The sequence below is a fragment of the Ruegeria arenilitoris genome (genome assembly GCF_013035315.1).
Classification (GTDB): Bacteria; Pseudomonadota; Alphaproteobacteria; order Rhodobacterales; family Rhodobacteraceae; genus Ruegeria; species Ruegeria arenilitoris_D.
Map to the genome: position 1 here is coordinate 379,039 of NZ_WQHP01000002.1, position 22,672 is coordinate 401,710.

22 protein-coding genes are annotated in these 22,672 nt (G+C 56.1%); 12 read left to right on the plus strand and 10 right to left on the minus strand.

Going from position 1 to position 22,672, the window contains the following annotated elements; all coding sequences use genetic code 11:
* Positions 1 to 18: 18 nt before the first annotated feature.
* The 5 genes from napG to GOV53_RS06495 are packed head-to-tail and all read left to right on the plus strand — an operon-like array spanning position 19 to position 3,202.
* Positions 19 to 837 (plus strand): ferredoxin-type protein NapG, encoded by an 819-nt coding sequence (gene napG, locus GOV53_RS06475; protein WP_170464822.1) that lies wholly within the window; start codon positions 19 to 21, stop codon positions 835 to 837.
* On the plus strand, positions 834 to 1,751 hold the full coding sequence (gene napH / locus GOV53_RS06480; protein WP_170464823.1) for a quinol dehydrogenase ferredoxin subunit NapH: 918 nt from the start codon (positions 834 to 836) through the stop codon (positions 1,749 to 1,751). The genes napG and napH overlap by 4 nt, the downstream gene beginning before the upstream one ends.
* Before the next feature lie 12 nt (positions 1,752 to 1,763).
* Positions 1,764 to 2,201: a nitrate reductase cytochrome c-type subunit gene (locus GOV53_RS06485; RefSeq protein ID WP_170423656.1), complete on the plus strand. Its 438-nt coding sequence runs from the start codon at positions 1,764 to 1,766 to the stop codon at positions 2,199 to 2,201.
* A gap of 29 nt (positions 2,202 to 2,230) precedes the next feature.
* Positions 2,231 to 2,932: a NapC/NirT family cytochrome c gene (locus GOV53_RS06490; RefSeq protein ID WP_170423659.1), complete on the plus strand. Its 702-nt coding sequence runs from the start codon at positions 2,231 to 2,233 to the stop codon at positions 2,930 to 2,932.
* 12 nt (positions 2,933 to 2,944) lie between these two features.
* Positions 2,945 to 3,202, plus strand: a complete 258-nt coding sequence (locus GOV53_RS06495; protein WP_170423661.1) for a hypothetical protein — start codon at positions 2,945 to 2,947, stop codon at positions 3,200 to 3,202.
* A gap of 81 nt (positions 3,203 to 3,283) precedes the next feature.
* Here GOV53_RS06495 and GOV53_RS06500 read toward each other — a convergent pair whose 3' ends face one another.
* From GOV53_RS06500 to GOV53_RS06520, 5 genes are all read right to left on the minus strand, one after another.
* Positions 3,284 to 5,029, minus strand: a complete 1,746-nt coding sequence (locus GOV53_RS06500) for a SulP family inorganic anion transporter (protein ID WP_170464824.1) — start codon at positions 5,027 to 5,029, stop codon at positions 3,284 to 3,286.
* A gap of 2 nt (positions 5,030 to 5,031) precedes the next feature.
* A complete protein-coding gene (locus tag GOV53_RS06505) occupies positions 5,032 to 6,711 on the minus strand; it encodes a bifunctional protein tyrosine phosphatase family protein/NAD(P)/FAD-dependent oxidoreductase (RefSeq protein ID WP_170464825.1) in 1,680 nt (559 codons plus the stop codon).
* A 17-nt stretch (positions 6,712 to 6,728) separates the two neighbouring features.
* The gene (locus GOV53_RS06510; RefSeq protein ID WP_170464826.1) at positions 6,729 to 7,613 is read right to left on the minus strand and encodes an MBL fold metallo-hydrolase; all 885 of its coding nucleotides are present in this window, start codon (positions 7,611 to 7,613) and stop codon (positions 6,729 to 6,731) included.
* Between the two features lie 47 nt (positions 7,614 to 7,660).
* Entirely contained in the window at positions 7,661 to 7,873 is a 213-nt protein-coding gene (locus tag GOV53_RS06515; RefSeq protein WP_170464827.1) for a YgaP family membrane protein, read from the minus strand.
* 91 nt (positions 7,874 to 7,964) lie between these two features.
* Positions 7,965 to 8,639, minus strand: a complete 675-nt coding sequence (locus GOV53_RS06520) for a Crp/Fnr family transcriptional regulator (RefSeq protein WP_170464828.1) — start codon at positions 8,637 to 8,639, stop codon at positions 7,965 to 7,967.
* Between the two features lie 212 nt (positions 8,640 to 8,851).
* On the opposite strand from GOV53_RS06520, the gene GOV53_RS06525 reads away from it, so the two are divergent.
* From GOV53_RS06525 to GOV53_RS06540, 4 genes are all read left to right on the plus strand, one after another.
* The gene (locus GOV53_RS06525; RefSeq protein ID WP_170464829.1) at positions 8,852 to 11,212 is read left to right on the plus strand and encodes a fatty acid cis/trans isomerase; all 2,361 of its coding nucleotides are present in this window, start codon (positions 8,852 to 8,854) and stop codon (positions 11,210 to 11,212) included.
* Between the two features lie 11 nt (positions 11,213 to 11,223).
* Positions 11,224 to 12,231: an NADP-dependent oxidoreductase gene (locus tag GOV53_RS06530; protein WP_170464830.1), complete on the plus strand. Its 1,008-nt coding sequence runs from the start codon at positions 11,224 to 11,226 to the stop codon at positions 12,229 to 12,231.
* 548 nt (positions 12,232 to 12,779) lie between these two features.
* Complete coding sequence (locus tag GOV53_RS06535) at positions 12,780 to 14,198, plus strand: MFS transporter (protein WP_170464831.1); 1,419 nt, start codon at positions 12,780 to 12,782, stop codon at positions 14,196 to 14,198.
* Positions 14,199 to 14,395: 197 nt separating this feature from the next.
* On the plus strand, positions 14,396 to 14,986 hold the full coding sequence (locus GOV53_RS06540; protein WP_170464832.1) for a TetR/AcrR family transcriptional regulator: 591 nt from the start codon (positions 14,396 to 14,398) through the stop codon (positions 14,984 to 14,986).
* 9 nt (positions 14,987 to 14,995) lie between these two features.
* On the opposite strand, the gene GOV53_RS06545 is transcribed toward GOV53_RS06540, so the two are convergent.
* The 3 genes from GOV53_RS06545 to GOV53_RS06555 form a co-directional block, all read right to left on the minus strand.
* Positions 14,996 to 16,057 (minus strand): ferredoxin--NADP reductase, encoded by a 1,062-nt coding sequence (locus tag GOV53_RS06545; protein WP_170464833.1) that lies wholly within the window; start codon positions 16,055 to 16,057, stop codon positions 14,996 to 14,998.
* 84 nt (positions 16,058 to 16,141) lie between these two features.
* Positions 16,142 to 17,017, minus strand: a complete 876-nt coding sequence (locus GOV53_RS06550) for an ABC transporter six-transmembrane domain-containing protein (RefSeq protein WP_170464834.1) — start codon at positions 17,015 to 17,017, stop codon at positions 16,142 to 16,144.
* Positions 17,014 to 18,156 carry an aromatic ring-hydroxylating oxygenase subunit alpha gene (locus tag GOV53_RS06555; RefSeq protein ID WP_170465075.1) on the minus strand — a complete coding sequence of 381 codons (1,143 nt, stop codon included), beginning with the start codon at positions 18,154 to 18,156 and terminating at the stop codon, positions 17,014 to 17,016. Before GOV53_RS06555 ends, GOV53_RS06550 begins: the two co-directional genes overlap by 4 nt.
* A 234-nt stretch (positions 18,157 to 18,390) precedes the next feature.
* Here GOV53_RS06555 and GOV53_RS06560 point away from each other — a divergent pair, with 234 nt between their 5' ends.
* The 3 genes from GOV53_RS06560 to GOV53_RS06570 all read left to right on the plus strand — a co-directional run bounded on the left by GOV53_RS06560 (position 18,391) and on the right by GOV53_RS06570 (position 20,333).
* Positions 18,391 to 18,762: a hypothetical protein gene (locus tag GOV53_RS06560; RefSeq protein WP_170464835.1), complete on the plus strand. Its 372-nt coding sequence runs from the start codon at positions 18,391 to 18,393 to the stop codon at positions 18,760 to 18,762.
* Between the two features lie 28 nt (positions 18,763 to 18,790).
* The gene (locus tag GOV53_RS06565; protein ID WP_367648763.1) at positions 18,791 to 19,330 is read left to right on the plus strand and encodes a patatin-like phospholipase family protein; all 540 of its coding nucleotides are present in this window, start codon (positions 18,791 to 18,793) and stop codon (positions 19,328 to 19,330) included.
* Positions 19,331 to 19,421: 91 nt separating this feature from the next.
* Complete coding sequence (locus tag GOV53_RS06570) at positions 19,422 to 20,333, plus strand: LysR substrate-binding domain-containing protein (RefSeq protein ID WP_170464837.1); 912 nt, start codon at positions 19,422 to 19,424, stop codon at positions 20,331 to 20,333.
* Positions 20,334 to 20,392: 59 nt separating this feature from the next.
* On the opposite strand, the gene GOV53_RS06575 is transcribed toward GOV53_RS06570, so the two are convergent.
* Both GOV53_RS06575 and GOV53_RS06580 read right to left on the minus strand, forming a co-directional pair.
* Positions 20,393 to 21,940: a class I adenylate-forming enzyme family protein gene (locus tag GOV53_RS06575; RefSeq protein ID WP_170464838.1), complete on the minus strand. Its 1,548-nt coding sequence runs from the start codon at positions 21,938 to 21,940 to the stop codon at positions 20,393 to 20,395.
* Between the two features lie 133 nt (positions 21,941 to 22,073).
* Positions 22,074 to 22,571: a flavin reductase family protein gene (locus GOV53_RS06580; protein WP_170464839.1), complete on the minus strand. Its 498-nt coding sequence runs from the start codon at positions 22,569 to 22,571 to the stop codon at positions 22,074 to 22,076.
* Between the last annotated feature and the right edge of the window lie 101 nt (positions 22,572 to 22,672).

Below are 22,672 nucleotides of genomic sequence, written 5' to 3' on the forward strand. Positions count from 1 at the left end.
GAGGCAAAGGTCGTCCCCATGCCCTTCGAAGGTAAACCCCTTTCGCCGCAAAGGCGTCGCTTCCTGCAGGATGCGGCGCGGGCAACGGGTGGCTGCGTGGTCGCCGGGTCATTGCTGGCCTGGCTTGCCCGCGATGCCCGCGCCCTGCCGGCCGAGGCGTTGCGCCCCCCCGGCGCGCTACCTGAAAAGGAGTTTCTATCGGCATGCATCCGCTGCGGGCTGTGCGTGCGGGACTGTCCTTACGACACGCTGAAACTGGCAGAATTGGGGGCGGATGCGGTGGCAACCGGAACACCCTATTTCACCGCGCGCGACGTGCCGTGCGAAATGTGTGACGACATCCCTTGTGTGGCCGCCTGCCCAACCGGGGCACTGGACCCGGGCCTTGATGATATTGACGATGCCAAGATGGGTGTCGCTGTTCTGGTCGATCAGGAAAACTGCCTGAACTTCCTCGGCCTGCGCTGCGATGTCTGTTACCGGGTCTGTCCGGTGATTGACGACGCAATTACGCTGGAAACGGCCCATAACGAACGCTCGGGTCATCATGCGATGTTCATCCCCACCGTTCACGCCGATCATTGCACTGGTTGCGGCATGTGCGAGAAAAGTTGTGTTCTGCCAGAGGCCGCGATCAAGGTTCTGCCCGCCCGTCTGGCCCGCGGCAGCAGCGCCGACCACTACCGCAAGGGCTGGGAGGAGAAAGAGGCCAAGGGTGGCCCCCTCGTCGAGGGTATCATCGACTTACCCGACCGCCTACCTGGGCCCGGAACAGACAACCTGTCCACGCCCGGCGGGTTCGCACCGTCCTATAATTTGCCGGGGGCCGGACAATGAGCGCCCGAACACATATGCCAGTCGGCCAGGAGGCTATCGACGAGAAGGGCTGGGTGCGCGCACACAAGTACCTGTTGTTGCGTCGCGCAAGTCAGCTCTTCTTTTTGGTCCTGTTCCTGTTGGGGCCGTGGTTCGGTATTTGGATTGTTCAAGGCACTCTTGCCGGGTCTTTAACACTGGGCGTGCTGCCTTTGACGGACCCGTTGATCCTGTTGCAAAGCGTTATGGCGGGACATTGGCCCGAGATGACCGCACTGATCGGGGGCGTGATCGTTCTGATCGCGTACGCTCTGATCGGTGGGCGCGTCTATTGTTCATGGGTCTGCCCAATCAACCCGATCACCGATGCGGCCAATTGGCTACACAGACGTTTGGACCTGCCGAAAGGCTGGCAACCCAAGCGCAGCACCCGCCTCTGGATATTGGCGACTGTCCTGATCGTCTCGGGCGCGACGGGCGTGATTGCATGGGAGTTGGTCAACCCGATCACCATGCTGCACCGCGGCCTGATCTTTGGTGCAGGGTTCGTCTGGGCCATGGTCGTTGCGATTTTTGTTTTTGACGTCTTCGTTGCCCGTCACGGCTGGTGCGGTTACATCTGCCCCGTCGGTGCTTTTTACGGGCTAATCGGAGCGAAGGGCCTGTTGAGGGTCAGCGCCGCAAACCGAGCGGCCTGCGATGACTGCATGGATTGCTATGCGGTATGCCCGGAAAATCAGGTTATCTCACCCGCGCTGAAAGGCAGGCCTGGATCAACACCCCTGATCCTTTCCCCCGATTGCACCACATGCGGTCGCTGCATCGACGTCTGCGCCGTCGACGTTTTCAAGTTTACTCACCGGTTCGACGACCAGATCGCCGTGCCTTCCGATCCAGTTCCCGCGCCCGATCCGCGCGAAGCCAGACCTATCTAAGGGAGTGCCAAGATGAACAAGCCAATCCGTACAGGCCTTACAGCCCTTATCCCCGTTTTACTCTTGGGCGGGTTCGCTCTTGCGCAATCTGCGAATGTCGACACCCTGCGTGGCGCTGATGTGGATGAACTTATCCCCCTTGATAAGGTTCACAAAAACATCGAAGGGCGCATGCAGCGCAACTATCGCCAGCAACCGCCCTTGATCCCGCATTCGATCGAGCAATACCAGATCGACACGCGCACCAACCAGTGCCTGACTTGCCATGATTGGACCAAGGCTGGCGAGCGCAACGCGCCGACCCTGTCGATGACTCACTATCTGGATCGCGAAGGCAACGAATTGGATCACATCGCGGGCACCCGTTACTTCTGCAACCAGTGCCACGTGCCGCAAGCTGACGCGCCGCCATTGGTCGAAAACGTGTTTCAGCCGTCCTCGGGCAATTAATCCAACCCAAGATTGAAAGGAGCACCGACATGGCAGACTCTCCTGAAAAGCGCGGTTGGATTGGCCGCATCTGGAACTGGATCTGGACGCCAGCAGTGGCCTTCAGTTCTGGGTTTCTGATCCTCGCGGGTTTCTTGGCCGGCATCCTGTTCTGGGGCGGCTTCCACTGGACGCTTGAGCTGACCAATACCGAAGAGTTTTGCGTTTCCTGTCATACGATGGAAACCAACCTCGGCGAATACCGTGAAACGATCCATTACAACAACCACTCGGGTGTTCGGGCCATCTGTTCCGATTGCCACGTGCCGCACGAGTGGAACCACAAGATCAAAGCCAAGATCATGGCGGTCAAAGACGTCTATCACGAGCTTGTCGGGACGATCAGCACGCCCGAAAAATACGAAGAACATCGTCTGAGCATGGCGACGGCCGTCTGGAAAAAGATGAAGGCGTCTGACAGCCGCGAATGCCGCAATTGTCACAACTTCGACTATATGGATTTCACGCTGCAAGAGGCGCGCGCCGCCTCGGAACATCAGCGCGCCATTGACGAAAACATGACCTGTATCGATTGCCACCAGGGTATCGCCCACAGCCTGCCACCGGGCCATCAAGAACGGTATCAAGAAGTCATCGACACTCTGGCCGGAAAGACATCAAGTCAGCTGCAACAGCACGCTGCAACAAACGGCGACGACATCAAGTCATTCCTGACCTCGCGCGCAGACTAAAAGGGACACGATATGCTGGAATTTCTGGGAACAGTCGGAGCCAACATCATCAGCCTGCCGGGAATCCTTGGGCTGGCTCTGGGCATGATGACGCGCCGCGTCTGGCTGGGCGCGTTGATGGGGGGCATTGTCGCGTTGCTGCAAACCGTGATCTTTGCCCATGGATCATTTGCCCAAGTCAATACGTTTGAACTGTTGATCGCAGTTGTCATCGGCCTCTGCGCGGGCAGCCTGGGGTCGGCCATTCGTATCAAGGGCGCAACGGTTTAAGGCTGGACCGCAATTGATTGATCCGGCGGACGGGGACCCGTCCGCCCTTGGGCATCCAGCAACGACGTTTTTGAAACCGAGTTATGCCGCGACATCCGGTGTGCTGGAAGGCGAAAGACTCATCCAAGCATCATATTGCGACAGGAAAACGCGCCCGTTCAGTTCCTCAAGGAAATGCGACCGTTTCAGTCGGTCCATCACGGGGCCCTTCACCTCGGACAGGTGCAACCCGATACGCATATCGGCTAGTTTGCGGTTGATCGCCTCGAGGCTTTCCAGGGCAGAATAGTCGACCTCATTCACAGCAGAAAACATCAATATGACATGGCGAATGGTACTGCTGTCCGTCACACGTTTCTGCACCAAGTCCTCAAGAAAGCGCGCGTTCACAAAGTACAGGCTTTCGTCAACGCGCAGCGTCACCACAGTTGGGTCGGTCAGCACATCATGACGAAGGACATTGCGGAAATGCTGGGTGTCCGGCACCAATCCAACCTCGGCCACATGCGGTCGGGACGTTTTGTAGAGATGCAGCACAACGGACAGCGCAACGCCAGCAGCCACCCCAACTTCGACCCCAAGCCCCAGCGTCAGCAGTATCGTTGCTGTGACAGCAGCAAAGTCGGCGCGCGAATAGTCCCAGGTCTTTTTCAGGATCGATAAATCAACAAGACCAAGCACGGCGACAATGATCGTCGCCGCAAGCGTCGCATTGGGCAGGAAGTATACCAGCGGCGTCAGGGCCAGGGCCGCGATGGCCAGACCAATCGCCGTGAATGCTCCTGCCGCGGGTGTTTCGGCCCCCGCATCGAAGTTCACAACAGACCGCGCAAAGCCACCGGTCACCGGATACCCTCCGGTAAAGGCGGCTCCAAGATTGGCGGCACCCAGACCAATCAGTTCCTGATCCGGATCAATTCTCTGACGTTTCTTGGCCGCCAGCGTTTGCGCCACCGACACGCTTTCGACAAAACCGATGACTGAGATCAGGATGGCTGGGACCAGCAACGCGTTCAAGAGATCCAGCGAAAACCCGGGCATCGTCAGGGGCGGCAGGCTTTGTGGGACCGAACCCACAATTTTGACACCCTGTCCGGCCAGATCAAAGGCCCAGACGCAAACCGTGGTCGCGACGACAGCGGCAACAGGCCCCGCCTTTGTCAAAATGTCGGCCAGCAACGGGGGCACGCGCATCGCGCGCAGTGTGGATTTCAGCGACGCCCGAACCCAAAACAAGAACACGGTAGCAGAAACGCCGATTGCCACTGTAACCCAATTCAACTGTGGCAGGTGGGACAGGATCGACATCACCATCTCGGGCAGCGTATGCCCTTGGGCATCGACACCGAGAATGTGCTTGAGCTGGCTGGTTGCGATGAGGATACCCGAGGCTGTGATGAACCCGGCGATCACCGGATGGCTGAGGAAATTCGCAAGCAATCCCAGGCGCAGAATGCCCATCAACACCAGAAACCCGCCCGACAAAAATGCCAGTGTCAGAGCCGCTACAGCATATCCTGCCGTCCCCTGCTCGGCCACCTGCCCTATGGCCGATGCCGTCAACAATGACACTACCGCGACCGGACCAACTGCAAGGGAACGACTTGTACCAAAGATGGCATACAACAGGATCGGCACGATCGAGGCGTAAAGACCCGCCTCGGGCGGCAGCCCCGCCAGCAAAGCGTAAGCCAGCGATTGCGGGATCAACATGATCGTTACGATCACCGCGGCAATCAGGTCGTTCGACAGGGCCGATTTTGTGTAGCTCCGCCCCCAATCCAGGATCGGAACATAACGGCGCCATGCCTTCTGGGATGCGTTCATGTTCAGTCCGTTGCCACCGTCAGCTTTTCTGGCTTGGCCAACCATTCCTTGCCGCGCAGCATTGCCTGCCAGTAGATCGGCGGCAGCAGTCTTTCCTTCAAAAGCCAAGCGAGGCGCGAGGGTTTGGTGCCATCAATCAGGAAAGAGGGGAAGCTGGGCTTCAAAGCTCCGCCATAGCCAAATTCGGCCAACACGATCTTGCCGCGCTCGACCGTCAAAGGGCAGGATCCATAACCATCATATTGTGCCGCTGCGGACCGCCCCTCGATATCAGCTGCGATATTGTCGGCGACTGTTGGGGCCTGCTTGCGCGCTGCAGCAGCGGTTTTGGCGTTCGGGGCGTTCATGACATCGCCCAAAGACCAGATGTTGTCATAGCTTTTGTGGCGCAAGGTTGACTGATCCACATCGACCCATCCCGCCGCATCGGCCAAAGGCGATACACGGATGAAATCCGGCGCTGTCTGAGGTGGGCAGACATGCATCATGTCAAACTCGACCTCGACGATTTCCTTGTCTGCATCTGGTTTTGCCACTTCGAAACGGGCTGTTTTGGCAGGCCCATCCACTGCGATCAGATTGTGGAAAAAGTTCAACGCGGCCCTATACTTTTCGACATAAGCCTCAAGCGCAGGGACATAGTCTTTGACGCCAAACAGCACCCCGCCCGCATTCATGAACTGAATTTCGATATCCTTAAGCGCGCCGCTGCGGAACCACGCATCACCAGACAGATAAATCGCCTTCTGCGGAGCGCCTGCGCATTTGATCGGCATCGGCGGCTGGGTAAAGACGGCCCGACCGCGTTGCAGATCCTGCACCAATTGCCAAGTATAGGGCGCCAGATCGTAGCGGTAATTCGAAGTGACTCCATTTCGGCCCAGGGTCTCTTCCAACCCTTCAACCGCACCCCAATCCAGCTTGAGGCCCGGACACACCACCAGCCGGTCATACTTCACCACTCGGCACCCATCCAGGATCACCGCATTGTTTTCGGGCTCGAATGCCGCAACTGCTGACTTGAGCCAATGCACCCCTTTTGGGATCAGGCTGCCCATCGTCCGCGCGGTGGTTTGCGCGTCGAAGATGCCGCCACCCACCATTGTCCAACCGGGTTGGTAGTAGTGAATATCGGCCGGATCGATCACTGCGATGTTCAGATCGGGCTTGCGCGACCTCAGGCTCGCTGCAACCGATATGCCACCTGCACCGCCGCCGACAATAACAACGTCGAAATGTGCGTCACCCGTGTCTGTTGGTGTCTTGCCACCGTTGGCAATCCGGCGCGCGACCCCTTTCATGTCGTACCCTGCCGTTGCAGTCGCAGAAAGAATCTCGGCCATGGGGCGCGTCGGGGCCTCGTGGAATGACCACAAGGTGACTGACCGTGTACCGGTGCGGCAGTAGGCCAGAACCGGCTTGGGCAGGTCTTGCAGGACGACCCCGAACGCAAGCACATCGGTATCTTTCACCATGCCGCTTTGAATAGGGACATACTGCGCTTCGATGCCAACCGCTTTGGCGGCGGCCTCAATCTCTTCGAAAGACGGTTGGTCGGGGGCCTCTCCATCGGGCCGGTTACAGATTATGGCCCGGTATCCGTTGGCGGCAATGACCGGGACATCCTCGATCGAAATCTGAGGGCTGGCGGTGAATTGCGGTGAGATTTTTCTGAGATCCATATCTCTGCCCTCCGCGATCAAAGCGTGTTTACCGGAACTTTGAGCATCGGGTTGCCGTCGCTATCGGTCGGCACCTCGCCTGCGCGCATATTGACCTGCAGCGAAGGGATGATGAGCTTGGGCATGTCCAGAACCGCGTCACGTTCGGTCCGGAACTTGACGAACTCATCCTTTGTCTTGCCCCCGCCGACATGGATGTTTTGCGCCTTCTCGTCGGCAACAGTGGTTTCCCATGCGATGTCGCGGCCGTTGGGCCCATAGTCATGACACATGAACAAGCGCGTCTCGTCCGGCAGGGCCAGAACCTTTTGGATCGAGTCATACAACGTGCCCGCATCGCCGCCGGGAAAATCCGCACGCGCAGAACCGCCATCAGGCATGAAAAGCGTGTCACCCACAAAGGCCGCGTCACCCATCACATGCACCATGCAGGCCGGAGTATGGCCCGGCGTATAGATGGCGAATGCCTGCATGTTTCCGACCATGTAGGTGTCCCCATCATCGAACAAGGCGTCAAACTGGGACCCGTCGCGCTGAAACTCAGTGCCTTCGTTGAACACTTTTCCGAACGTGTCCTGAACCACCATGATCTTGGACCCAATACCAATCTTGCCGCCCAGCTTTTCCTGAATGTAAGGGGCGGCAGACAGGTGGTCAGCGTGGACATGGGTTTCGATGATCCACTCCAGCTTCAGGCCCTGATCCTGTATCTGCCGGATCAGCTCATCCGCGTGATCATATGTGATGCGGCCGGCCGCATAGTCGATATCCATGACGCTATCAACAATCGCACACGCGGGCGATGTCGGGTCTTTGACAATATAGCTAATGGTGTTCGTGGCCTCGTCAAAAAAGGCCTGAACAACCGGCGTTGTCTCAAGGTTCACAGAATAATCTGTCATATCGAATGTCTCCTCCGGTTACGGATCTTGGCGTTAGTGGTGTTTTTTCACCCGCAATTGCGGCAAGTTTTCAGGCCGATCGCGCTGTAGATCGGGCAATTGCCCACCAGGGCAGTCAGGGTGAAAATCGCCGAGACGGCCAGCGCGACCCAAAACAAAAGGCCTGTTCCCAAAAGCCCGCTACCGAAGGCTAGGAATACCAAAACACCCGCGACAGCGATGCGCGCGGCCCGGTCAAATTTTCCCATATTCGTTGTCACGATTCACTCCATCAAGATGCGATGAATCGTTCTTGCCATGACGCTCCTGCAACCTTTGGTGACAAGGTCACCAAACCCGGAACTTTTTTGTTCAAAGGTGCATGCCGGACGATCGGACCAAATGTTCAAGCGCGGCGCGATCCGTCAGATGAACCTCACCCCGGGACTGTTCGACCCAACCCCTGCGGTGGAATTCCGACAAGGTGCGCGATACGACCTCTCGCGCGGTCCCAAGCTCATTGCCAAGCACCGCATGCGTGGCGTGAACAACATTGCGCGCGTCCGACAGCTCTAGCAAACGGGACGCAAGCCGGACATCCATGCGTCGGAAAACGATGTCATCTATCAGTGCAAAAAGATCCGAAATCCTGCGCGAATAGGCCGCGAATACGAATGTGCGAAAGACGGGTGATTTTGCGACCAGATCGTCAAATGTCGCGCGGGGGATGGCGACCGCGCGCACATCCGTTTCGGCAATCCCGTCGGCCGAGTAATCCTCGAACGCGAGCATACATGCCGTGGTCAGCACGCAGCTTTCGCCTGCGTGGACGCGGTAAAGAAACACTTCGCGCCCGGTATCGGACTTTTGCTGGACACGGATTGTCCCGTCCAGCAGCAACAACAAGTTGTCAGCCGTCTGCCCCGGCGCAAAAACTTGCGTTCCCGCCGGAACGCTTACGATCTGACTGCCTGCTTCAAGCTGATCCCGAATGTCAGGTGGCAGTTGGCTCAGCCCCTTAAACCGGTCAATCCATGACGCACTCATAGTCGGCAATCCCTAGTCAAAACGCATTCATGTTAACTGAACACTGAATACATTTCTTTTACTGCATGTGACACTGCGACAAACGCACTCTGCTGGGTCTGCAGAAAAACACAGCGCGACAAGTGATCTGAAATCAGTAGTATAGATCGGAAATAGCTTTGAATTGGACGCGATGTTCCGCGTTTTCTGATCACCCAAATCAGGAGGCATCCATGCCGCGAACACTACGAATCGGGCGTCTTTTGACCTATGCCGTTGCGGCCGTTTTTGGGTTTCTGATTCTTGATCAGGCTGCGGCTCAGTCAAATACCGACAGGGCTGAGGACCAGAGCGCCTCATGGGCAGATGTCCAAGACATCCTAAACCATCGCTGCGTGGTCTGTCACAGTTGCTATGATGCACCCTGCCAACTCAAGCTGACGTCACCGGATGGTCTGCTGCGCGGGGCCAGCAAGCAGGCGGTCTATCACACCGAACGTCTCACCGACGCACAGCCGACACGGTTGGGAATTGACGCACAGACCGTTCCCGAGTGGCGCGCGCTTGGGTTTTTCTCGGTTCTCCCCTCCTCTGATCAGAATGATGAGGACGGGTCCCTGATGGAACGGTATCTCAACCTAGGGCGCCAAGAACCGCTGGCCGCGAATGCCCTGCTCCCGCAGGACCTAGGCCTTGCTCTGGATCGTAAATTGGCCTGCCCGACACCGCAAGAGTTCGATGCTTACAGCGCATCAAACCCCAAGGCTGGAATGCCTTATGCCGCTGCTCCGCTTACGGAAGACGAGTATCAGGTGTTGATGACCTGGGCGCAAATTGGTGCCCCCGTGCCTCCGATAGAGCCGGAACTGTCGGACGATGTCCAAGCGCAGATCGCATCGTGGGAAGCGTTTTTGAACTCTCCTGATCCCCGCTACCAATTGATGGGCCGATACATCTACGAACATTTGTTTTTGGCTCGGCTGCACTTCCCAGGAACAAATCCACGGCAATTCTTTCAGCTGGTTCGTTCGACCACACCACCTGGTTCCGAGATCGAGGTCATCGCCACACGGCGACCCTTTGACGATCCCGGCTCGGCACCTTTCTATTATCGGTTACAGTCGTTCGACGAAACGATCGTGCACAAGGATCACTTGGTCTACACGTTCGGCCTGGAACGTATGGCGCGCTATCAGCAAATATTCCTCGAACCGGATTGGCTTGTTACTGCCCTGCCCGCCTATGGAAAAGATGAGGGCGGCAACCCGTTCAGCACCTTCGCTGAAATCCCGGCGCGCAGCCGCTACCAGTTTCTTTTGGATGACGCGCTGTTCTTTGTGCGCAGTTTCATTCGTGGTCCTGTCTGCCACGGTGAAACCGCTGTCGATGTGATCGAAGACCGGTTCTGGGTCAGTTTCCTTGATCCCGAAGCAGATCTGTCCGTTACGGACCCAAGCTTTCTGGCCGAAGGTGCGGCGTTTCTGGAATTGCCCGTCGGTGCCCTGGATGGTCGCGTGTTGGGGGACCTGCAGGGCCTGTCTCACGAAAATCAGGTCAAATATTTGGAGTTTCGCGAGACTCGGTATCGGGAAAGCGCCGCTCATAATACCGGGTTCGGTTATGATGCCATCTGGGACGGCGACGGCACCAACCCACAAGCACTGATCACCGTTTTTCGCCATTTCGACAACGCCTCGGCCATGACCGGGTTTCACGGCGGTATTCCTGAAACCGCCTGGGTCATCGACTTTCCGGTGTTCGAACGCATCTACTACGATCTGGTCGCCGGTTACGATGTGTTCGGGCGGGTCGAGCACCAGCTTTCAACCCGGCTTTATATGGACGAGTTGAGAATGGAGAGCGAGGATACCTTTCTGTTCTTCATGCCCCCCGACATCCGCCAAGCCATGCACGACACCTGGTATCAGGGCACACTGGCCGAGCTGCACACCTATTGGCACCGCCGTTATGTCGACCCAAGTTTTCCGACTGGTATCACGTTTGAAACTGACACGCCAAAACAGGAATTCCTTTATGAGTTGCTCGATCGAGGCAACGGCCTGTGGGCGATTACCGACCCGATCAACAGATGTGACGATCCCGCCTGTTCTGATGATGACCAGACCGGACTGCGTGCGCTGGCAAATCAAACCGGTGAATGGGTTCGGTTCTTTCCGGATGCATCTCTATTGCTGATAGAGACCGAAGACGGGTCAACAGACCTGTATTCTGTGCTTCACGACAAAGCCCACTTCAACGTGGCTTTCCTGTTCAATGAAGAAGATCGCCGGGACCCTCAGGCCGACGTTCTGTCAATTCTTCAGGGGGTGGTCGGAAGCTATCCGAACTTTTTCTTCCGGGTCCGGCAGGATCAGATGGACTCCTTTGTGACTTCTGCCATAGCAGTACGGTCACAAGAAGACTGGATGAAATTCGTGGCGACCTTTGGCCTGCGTCGAACAAGCCCTGACTTCTGGCAAACAAGCGATCAGGTTATGGCCATGTTTCTGGCCAACAACCCCGTACATGCCGGTGTTCTGGACCTGAACCGCTACAAAGATCCCCGTCCGGACGGCAACCCGGACAACAATTGAGAGAAACAGTCATGACCCAGACCAACCGCAGCGTAGTCCTGTCCAGCCGCCCGAAGGGTATCCCTCAGGCCGAACACTTCACCGTTCAGGATGGTCCTGTGCCAGAGTTGCCGGATGGCTCCGTACTGGTCAAAACCTCTTTTTGGTCGGCGGATCCGGCTCAAAGGGGGTGGGCCAATGATGCGCCCAACTATCTGCCCCCGGTCGAAATCGGCGCACCCATGCGCGGGTTTGCAGTCGGTGAAGTCATCGCCTCGCGGAACGCCGATTACGCGGAGGGTGAGCTTGTTTCAGGTATGCTAGGTTGGAGCCGATACGCAATATCAGACGGCTCGAACATCGACCGGAAAGTAACCGAAACCGATCTGTCGCCCTCTATGTCACTGGGGATTTTGGGCCTTAACGGCGTGACTGCCTATTTTGGCCTGCTGGACATATGCGCGGCCAAAGCGAGCGACACTGTCGTCGTTTCAACCGCGGCTGGTGCCGTCGGGTCCGCGGTTGGGCAGATCGCCAAAGTGCTTGGATGCCGGACAGTAGGCATCACCTCGAGCAAACAAAAAATGAGTTTATGCGCAGACAAGTTCGGATATGATGCCACCATCAACTACAAGGAACAGGACGTCGCCCAAGCCCTTCGCGCCGCCTGCCCGGATGGCGTGGATTGCTATTTCGATAACACCTGTGGGCCGATCTCAGACGCGGTAATGACTCACCTGGCGCAAGGCGCCCGTATTGCAATTTGTGGGACGGCCGCGTTGGCCGATTGGGACCCGATCCCGTTAGGCCCCCGGGTTCATCGCCAGCTATTGGTTGCACGGGCCTGTATGCAAGGCTTCATTGCCTTTGACTATCGGCCCCAGTTTCCCGAAGCGATCGCGCAATTGGCGGACTGGCTCCGCTCTGGCCGGTTGTCAGCCAATGAACACATCCTGGACGGCGCAGACGCCGCGCGAGACGCGATTGCGATGCTCTATCGGGGAGAAAACACCGGCAAGCTGTTGATCCGCGTGGATTAAACATATCAATGCAGTTTCCCGCGTAGCGGTATACTCGTGTGACAATAAACATTTTTTGGTCTTTCGCGGTGGGCTTCTCTGGCGCAAGAACCATCGCATGCTTGAGTCACGGGGCACACAAGATCTCACTCTATTGAGCTTAATCGGGCATTTTCTTTATGTTTTGTGCGGCAAACCACGATTTCAATACAAACGTATTGAAATGAGGTGAGTTTCATGCGACTAAATTTGTCATCCTAGACAATTAAACTGCATGCTACGCACGAAACGGAATTTCTGACCCATTCCTTGCCGAATTGCAGAAGCAAAAGGGACGCTGACCTAACTCAATCAACCGACGCGGCGATGTCGGATCAAATTCCAAATCACGAAACATCATCAAGGGCACGCCCGGTTAAAACCGAAGCCGACCCAGCGCACCTGCTGCGCGCACTTGCAACCATCACAGGGAAAGTGACGCAGGCTGCGCAAAAAGACCGCGAAGAAACGCGTCAGCGCAAACCGGAGAACCCAAACACAATTGGGCTTCGGCGAACGGGAGGACACAAATGAACACCAAAACGGACGCACCGTCGGCACGCATGCAGCTCTTCTACGGGGCAGGCGGCGTTGCCAACGGCATTTTGACAAACGGCCTCAGCTTTTTCCTGCTGATTTACTACAATCTAGTCATTGGGTTACCTGCAGAAACCGTTGGGTTGGCCCTGTCTATTGCCTTGATTTTTGACGCAGTCTCGGACCCGCTTGTCGGGTATCTGTCGGACAATACGCGTTCCCGCGCTGGCAAAAGGCACCCGTTCATCTATCTGGCGATAATCCCGATTGCCCTTCTTTACTGGTTCATCTGGAATCCGCCCGAAACGCTGATAACCGAGACCCAGCAATTTTGGTTCCTGCTGATCACAGCGATCTTGTTGCGCACAGCAATGACCCTGTTTGATGTACCGCACAACGCGATGGTGCCGGAACTGACCAAGGACTATGGCGGACGAACGACGCTGTCGGGCCTGAAGGTTTCAATAGGCTGGATCGCCGGTCAGATTATGGTCATCGCCATGTATGTGATCTGGCTGGTCCCGACGGACACAATGCCCTACGGCATCCTCAATCAAGCCGGGTATCAACAAGCCGGGTTCGTCGGCGCTGTGATCATAGCTCTGGCCATCGCTTTCTCGGCGCTAGGCACCCGACGCTGGCAGGATCGGATGATGGACATCTCTCATGATGCGACCTACAGCACATCCGGGTTCTTCCGGCAATCAATAGCGGCCTTCAAACTGCCTGCCCTTCGCGCAATTTTCATCAGCTCGGCCATCTATGCCGTGGGAGCCGGGATCGGAGCCGCGTTGTGGACCTATCTGACTTCGTTCTTCTGGGAGCTGAACAACGACCAGATCTCGCTGATCCTGGTTGCGAACCTGATCGGGGCTTTGATCGGCGGCATAACGATTGGAATGATTTCCCGAACGGGCGACAAAAAGGCCAGCGCGATTTTTCTATCGATCCTCTCGGCCGCGATTGGCGCTGCACCTTATCTACTCCGAGAGATCGGTTTTTTCCCCGCCAACGGAACCGAGCTTTTGATCTGGCTGCTGTTCGCCCACGGTATTCTGCAAATCATCCTGATCGTCTGGACAACCGCCCTTTTAACGTCGATGACAGCGGACGTCGTCGAACTCGGCATAAGCCAAAATGGCTTTCAGAACGAGGGGATCATTACCTCGGTCATTACCTTTGTGCTTAAGGCAGGGAGCGCAGGCGGGTTGGCGGCTTCGGGTGTATTCTTGGCCTATGTCGGGTTCCCTGAATCCCCGGACCAATCGAATCTGACCGCCGAGGTTACTCGGGCCCTCGGCTGGAATTATGCATGCCTGACGCTTGTGGTGTACATGGCCTCGGTCATCGCATTGATGTTCTATCGATTGGACAAGGCGCAGTTCGACGAACTGCTGGCCCTGCAGAAGTGAGATGAGCGCCCGCGCGACCTGGAAAACGCGCGGGCGGCATGTATTACCCTTGCGCGTTGGTCAGTCTATCGGATGACAATCAAGATTTAGGTCGTACAATCAAAGTAAGCGCCACAAGAAAAATTTTGATTGTCCATGTTGACAGTCTATTATCTAGACGATACCTTATAACAATTGCAAACAAGCAGAGTATTCGCATGGGTCGACCTTCGGTACAAGATCAACGGAAGAAAGAAGTCCTGGACGCGTTCATGACGTGCGTGGTGTCCTATGGTGTTGAAGGGGCAACGCTGGAACATATCGCGGCTGCGGCCGGGCTGAAACGGCCTTTGATTCGACACCACCTTGGCAATCGCAAAGCCATGGTTCTGGCCCTGGGAGAACACATTGCTGAAACCCTCAGCAGTCAAAGTGAAGCACTGCGCGTGGCCCTTGCTGACCACCCCGGCGTTCGAAGCTTGATCGAGGCATTGTTCAATTCAGAAGGCGAGTTGGATCCAAGGATCAACATCTGCTACCAGTCGCTTGTCAACTCCGTCGAGATATACCCGGAACTCCGTCAGCCTTTGCTGGATTCCATGGACGATTTTTACAAAGTCGCGATGGACATCGTTCTCGCGTCTCACCCTAAGGCAGATAAGCAGGCTTGTGAAATCGTCGCGCATGGTATCGTGAACCTTTACATCACGACGGACGCATTCATTCCACTAAAGCCGCCCAAGACTTGGGCGTATTCGTCCTACTTTGCCGCATTGAAGCTTGCCGAGACTTTGGAATCCAAACCCTGACAAAGTGCGTCAATCATAGATGACTGCCACTTTCTCCGAGGTGGCAACGGCCTGACAAGACAGAACAGCCCCTTTGGCGATTTCCGTGTCATCCAAAGCGGTCCGTGCACGCATATGAACTGAACCTTTCTTCAGCTTGCACCGGCACGCCCCGCAGACACCCGACTGGCAGGAGTATGGAGGCTCCATTCCGGCCTTTTGGGCGGCTTGCAATATCGTTTGGCCGGGCGCTATCGGAACGGACTGCCGATGGCCATTCAGAGTAATGTCCACGACCGCATCAATACCCTTTATGCCATCATCCGCGACCTGCGCGCCACCGTAGCTTTCTATGTGGATCCGGTTCGCGGGCACGTCCAACGACATCAACGCCTCTGTCACCGATCCATTCATACCGCCGGGGCCGCAGATGTAGTACTGCGCATTTTGGGCATAGGGCGGGTTTTCGGCCAGAAACGCCTGAACCGCATCCTTGTCGATGTTTCCTCGCCGCCAATAGTCGAAGCTAGACCACATTGAGGGTTTGGACAGCACGTGCTGTACTGTCAGGCGATCCGCAAAGGCCTCTTGGTACTCGGCGAACGCGTCTTTGAACAGGATGCTATCCGCGTTTGCGTTGCCATAGGCCAGATGCACATAAGACCACGGTTCGGCCAACAGAACAGATTGCAGCATGGAATGCAGAGGTGTAATCCCGCTGCCCGCACCCAGAAAGTAGTGCGTACGCCGCTCGGTCGGGTCAGTATCCAGACAAAAACTACCAAACGGCGGCATGACATCAATCACATCACCAGGCTGCACATTGTCATTGATATGGTTGCTGACAAGCCCCTTCTTCACCCTTTTGACGGTGATGCGCAGGGGGTCGCCCGAAACAGGTGACGAAGAGATCGAGTAGCTTCTGCGCACCTCTTCGCCCTTGATCTGAAAGCGCAGCGTAACATGCTGCCCAGCCCGCCACGCAAACGCCTGCGCGAGATGCGGGGGCACGTCGAACATCACGGATTTGGCTTGCCCGCCGATTTCTTCACGAACGTCACGCACCGTCAGCGGGTGGAACTCTCTGGTCATTGGGTGCCTCCGGCATTCGTGCCACGCGATGGGGCGATGTATTTGATGTTATTCGATTTGCATCGAACTTTTGAAACCAGCAGTTCAAGCATTGGCCTTGTCTTTTTCTGCAGGGGCGTTGATCCGCTCGGTTATTTCAGACAAACGCGCGAGGCTTTGCAAAACCATCGGCAAAATCACAACTGATTGCACGAACTCGAACGAGTAAGTGACAACCGAGAAAATTTGACCCGCCGTCGCACCGCTTTGCGTCGCCGCAAACCATAAGTTGAACGCCAGCATACTGAGCAAGACGGCAAAAATAGCGCCGTATACAAACGCCTCGGAGTCCGACAGCCGAACTTCATGCGAACGTAGTCTGAAAAAGTGCTGACCAATCTTTCTTAGATCCACGCTCTGCAACGCGGTCACCTGGCGTTCGGATTGCTGGTTCAGCAAACCGTTCAACCGAAAGAAACGGCGCGAAAACAGACCAAAGATGATCAAAATCAGCACCGCAGCCGTCCCCGCTGCGGTCGCAAGCGCGCCGTGGAAGGACAACAGGATACCAACTGAGACAACGACCTGAACGGCCGCCCCCATCGATTCCGGAGCTTCGCCTTCCAGGAAGTCGACCAATTCCCGCCCCATCAGAACGCGCGCGTTCAAGACGGAAACCTCTTGCGTCGCACCCCTCTTAGCTTGCGCCTGGCCCAGCTCAACCCGGATCGTACCATATGCTCGTGTGTCATACACACGCCGCACAATTCCAACGACAAGAAGCATTGCCATCGCAATGCCGAAATGGACAAACGACGTGTAATCGCCATTCGACAGGCCATCGATCGAATAGCCAATCAATAGCGGGAGAATGGCAAACAAAGCTGTTTCGAAAAGAGTCAGCCCCCAGGTCATCGCGATCTTTGCCCGGAAGACCCGTAACAAAGTTGCTATGGACAGGCGGTCTTTCGGACCGATCATTTTTCCTTCAACCACTCGCGCACAACCCGTTGGTGCTGCACCACGGGGCTTTCACCGACAGAGGCCGGGCCAACCTCGAAATAGGGCGAGGTCAGGGATTTTTGCTGTTGCTCACAGGCATAGACATCTTCCTGAGTGAAATCGCCCGACGCCATCGGATCGTTTTCGCCATAGGCATCGTCGCCTTCGTATTTCCCTTTGATCCCGAAGCTGTTCCAGAAGGATCCCGAACGGCTTGCTTGTTTCGAAAACTCCCAGCTTGAGGCGTTGGCCACGCGGGTCCGATTCAGAACCCGAGTCCTGTCCGGAGCCAAAGGCGTGACGATGAAAACATTCCATACGTCTTCGGACGCACCAATTCCAATTCCCGGAAACAGCATCGGAACCCAAGCGCCATTTTGATCTTCGGGCACGACCCTCGGCATCTGCAGCTTTTTGTTCTGATCTTTCGCGAACTCTTCTACGGGCGGTTCCCAAAAGATATAATGAGGCCCATACCAACCATACTGCGCCTTAGCATGGTCATACATCTGCAACGTGTTCGAGTGCAGGTGGCTCAGGTGGTATACGTCAATGTAGTTCTCAATGACGATTTTCCAGTTGGCCTGAATTTCATATGTGTTTGAAGTGCCCTCATGTTCCACCAATTCTTCGGGCACATGCGGGCCGACCTTGTCGTCGACATCGCCGAACCATTTCATGATCGACCCTGCGTTCGGGTCAGGATGCACAAACAACATGCCCTTCCAGATGTCGACCGAGGCGGGTTTCAGATCAAGGCAGGATTTGTCGACCGAGCCATACTCGCGATCTTCGTCCGGCACTGAAACCAGATTGCCTTCCAGGTCATAGGTCCAGTCATGATACGGGCAGGTCAACGCCTTTTGTGTCTTGCCGACGGCCCGGATCAATTGCGTGCCACGGTGTCGACAAATGTTGTGAAACGCGCGCAGCCTGCGATCGCGGCCCATCACAATGAACAAATTGTTCAGCCCCGCTTGAACCGAAATATAGTGTCCAGGCTCAGGCACATCTTCTTTAAAGCCCGCAAAACGCCAGGTTTTCGAAAAGATCTCGCGCTGTTCGCGGTCAAACCATTCCTGCGACGTGTACGCTTCTGCGGGAAGCTCATGGTACATTTGTGGCACGCTGTCCCCTCCTTAGGCCGTAGAACTTACGGTTGGTAAGCTGTTCAATTCGACCGCAAAAACTGTTCCAATCACATGCAGGGTCGAAGCGAAGCCTCGACGCGAGATAGGTAACCGAAACATCTCTGTCAATAGTGACAATTAAAGATTGCAGCCGACAGACTTAATTCGGCGTTTGGTTGCGACCATTACGCGGGCGATCGGTGCCATCTTGCGCACACCACGTTGAACCGATCGTTTGCTTCAGAATTAGGCAAAACTGACTCAACAATTCGCGCCGGTACCGACAAAGAACCGCGACTCTTTCGCCGCAGGTTGCCCGATGCCTTTTTTCCAGATGTACTTCTCTGTTGTCCTCATGCTGTGTTGACCGCATGTGCCGGAAGTTATGACCGGACGGTTCTCACAGCTACGGCCGAAAACTATGAAACCTTTCTGCCGGCCGGCACCGGTGCGGACAGCCGGTATTTTGAAGATGACAACCGTGATCGGCTGGCCGCCGTCAATGAAGAGATTGATAAAACACTGGCGCAGGTTCCAAGGGGCCGCAGCCTGAATATTCTTGCCTTGTCGGGCGGCGGACGACATGGTGCCTAGGGAGCCGGCGTGCTGAACGGTTGGGGCGATTGCCCAATCTGACACGCCGAGGGCGCGGGAATTGATCCGAGACGTCATTCTGGCGTCAGCCTCGATACCCGTCATCTTTCAACCTGTGTCAATTGACGTAACGAACTGCGAGGTACAACGCGAAGAGCTGCATGTGGATGGCGGGTTAACGCGTGAGATTTTTGCCTACCCTCACGACTTGCAAATGCGCCAACTGCTGCGCGCCGCAGGGTTGAGCAATCAGAAGAATCGCATCTGGCTGATCCACAACAAAAAGCTTGAACCAACATTCGATCCGCTGCCCGGAAACGCCACAGCGGTCGCAAACCGCGCGTTCGAAATGCTGATCCGCTCACAAAGTCTGGGTAACATCGAAAGCATTCTAGCACTGTCCAACCGAGACGGGTTTCAGGCCAATATCACTTACATTCCCAAAGAGTTTCAGACCAAACCGGATGAACCTTTTGACCCCGAATGCATGACCGAGCTATTCTCGGTCGGTTACCGGGTCGGACAACACCAGGACGGATGGATCTACGACGCCCAAGACTGGCAGTGACCCACCATCAGGCGCCGGCGAACAACTAGTTGCTTGAACAAAGCTCAAACAACTGCAAAGTTTTGAGCCAAGTTATGAGCAGATCGCATAGATGGTAACGCCGCGCCGCCTTTTCCCTTCAATCTCATCTCTCCGCGCGCTGGAAGCCCTGGACAGGTTGGGCTCGGCGTCTGCGGTTGCTGACGAACTCGCACTGACCCAAAGCGCGGTTAGCCGGCAATTGCAGACACTAGAAGCGCAGTTGGGCGTCGATCTGATCCGCCGCGATCGTAAACGCCTGTTGCTGACACCCGTCGCACAAGACTACGTGGCCGAGGTCCGTCAAGGATTGAACCAGATCGCTCAGGCCTCCTTGAAATTGCACGTGTCACCGCCCGGTGGAACGCTGAATCTTGCAATTCTACCCACATTCGGAATGCGATGGCTTGTACCCAGACTCCCCGAGTTTGCACGTCTGCACCCGGACATCACGATCAACATGTCCACCCGCCTGCGCCCATTCAGCTTTACGACGGACCTCTTCGATGCGGCATTGCATTTTGGAGAGCCGGATTGGCCAGGCACAGACCGGCTGTTGCTGCGAGCCGAGAGCGTTTTGCCTGTATGCGCCCCGTCGTTGCTACCCAAGGGCGCACCCGAATCTCCGAGCGACCTGCTGAAGCTCCCCCTGTTGCACATTCAAACCCGACCAAGGGCCTGGCAAGAATGGTTTGACCACATGGGAGCCGCCCACCCCGAGGCCTTGCCCGGCACAGTTTACGACCAATACACCACAATCAATCAGGCTGCGGTGCATGGCTTGGGGGTCGCGCTGCTGCCCAACTATTTGGTCGAACAGGACCTAGCGACCGGCAAACTCGTCGCCGCCTTTCCCGATGCGATCGAGATGATGGGAGCCTATTATCTGGTCTGGCCGAAAACCAAGTCGGAAGATCCATCTTTACGCAGCTTCCGACATTGGCTGGCCACTCAGGCACAACCCGAAGAGGGCTTGCCTCGCTGACGCCGCATGTTTCGGGCAACCCTCCAACCCAGCAAAAGATGACCGGGTCAGAAAACAGATCAGGCTGCGCCGCTTCGGCTCGTGCGACCGCAGATATCTATGATCTCACGCTTTTGGATCTTACCAGTCGGTCCTTTGGGCAAAGTCTCCCAGATTTCGATCTCTTTAGGAATCTTGAAGTTGGCGATCTTGCCCCGGCAATATTCGCGCAACTCCGCACCGGTCACCACCGATCCCGAGCTCAGCGTAACAACCGCATGGATGCGGTCGCCCCATTTCGGGTCAGGAAGGCCTACAACACTGACTTCGTCCACGGCATCATGCTCGGCCAGGCAATTTTCGACCTCGACCGGGAAGACATTATAGCCACCGGACTTGATGCGGAATTTGGCACGGTCTTTCAGGTGGACAAAGCCTTCGGCGTCAATCACCGCGATGTCCCCAGTGTGCAGCCATCCGTCGCGCACAGTTTCGGAATACTCCACGGCCTGGTTCCAATAGCCCGGGATTACATAGGGCGAATGAATCAACAATTCGCCCGCTTCTCCTTCGGGCAGATCATTGCCCTCGTCGTCAACCACCCGGACATCCACATAGTACAGCGGCCGCCCGGCGCTTTCGAGACAGTTGTGGCCGTCTTTCAACGCGCGCTCGTGGTCGGTTGCGGTCAGCATCATGCCCATGCCCATCAGTTCCGTCGTGCCGAACATCTGAAGGAACTCACATCCAAACGCCTTAAGCGCATCCCGAACCGTCGCCGGAGGGATCGGAGCAGACCCGTAGCCCAACTGACGGATAGACGAACAATTGAATTTCGTGATCAGGCCGGATGACAACAGATCATTCAACATTGTCGGGACCAGGACGCATATTGTGGCTTGTTCGCGGTCAATCAACGTCAAAGCTGTCTCAGCATTCCACTCACCAATAATCGCGCATTTGGTGCCGTGGAACAGGTTGCGCAGCAAATGCATGATCGGAACACCCGACGCGGGCATGGCATGTAGCCACACATCATCAGGGCCCGCGCCTTCGGCCAGAGCCACAGCGGCCATCGACTCCATCATCAGTTCGTGCGGATAGATCGCGCCCTTCGGCAGCCCTGTGGAACCCGTCGTGTAGCAAATCATCAACTGCTCATGCGGGGTATGAGCAAATGCACCGCGGTCAAGCTCGGCCGAAATCAACGATTCATAATCCAGCTCAAGCTCGTGTGTCCCGATTGCAATCAGCTTGGGCTGCCGTTTGCTGAAGGTCAGCGCCTCTTGGGCAATTGCAACTTTCGAGTCCTGAACGACCAGAACGTCCGCTCCGGAGTCATCAATCAACTCACCAATTTCACGGGGTGCCAGACGATAATTGAGCCCCACACGGATTGCCCCAGCCTTGGCGCAGGCCCCGATGGTTTCCACCACCTCAATGCAGTCGGAAAGGATCACACCAACGCGGTCACCTTTGCGAATGCTCAGCCCACGCAATGCATACGCCAATGCATCTGTACGCACGCCCAATTCGCGCCAGCTGCGGCGGCGTGCCAGTTCCACATATGCATCCAGATCACCAAAACGGTCGGCGTTCCGATCAATAAGCTGGCCAAGGGTTGGCATTGATGTCTCCTCCCTGGAGGTCGTTTCCGTTCTTAATTGAACGGTCTTTTTTCGATAGATCAGGGTGCAGCAATTTGCAGACGAAGATACTCGTCCAAGCTGCCCTGACGGTTTTAGTCGCCCGAAAAGGGCGTCACGCGTCCAGCGGAGTCAGCTTGTGGAAGCCTTTTCGCCCATAGATCAGCGCGGATTTTTCAGGATTAAGGTGGACTTGCTTGACCATACCAAAAAAGACCGCATGGGTCTTAGTGTTTGCCCAATTGTCGACGACGCATTCGAAGGACACAACCGCCTCTTGCAGAACCGGGATACCCAAATCGCCTGTGGCCCAGGTTCCAGCCGCGTGGAACTGCTGTTCCTTGTCCATTTTTGACGAAAACGCACCCACAACCTCAGTCATGTCATCCGGCACCAGGTTCACCGCAAACCTGCGACTGTCCATGACATACCCATAAGTCCGCGCCGTTCTGTTGATGCACACAAGCAGCGCTGGCGGATCAGCTGTAAGTGAACAAACCGCCGTCGCCGCCATACCCGCGCGCGCGCCTTCAAACTCAGAGGTGATGATCGTGGTCGAGGCAGCAAGCAACTGCATGCCGGTCTTGAACCTGTCTTCTGTGGTCAGGGTCATACTGTGCTCTTGCTTATTAGTGAACGATCACTTACCTTCCATATTGCAGAGCGATTGTCAATGCAGACTTCACCGCCAGCGAACACAGGAACAAAAAGCCT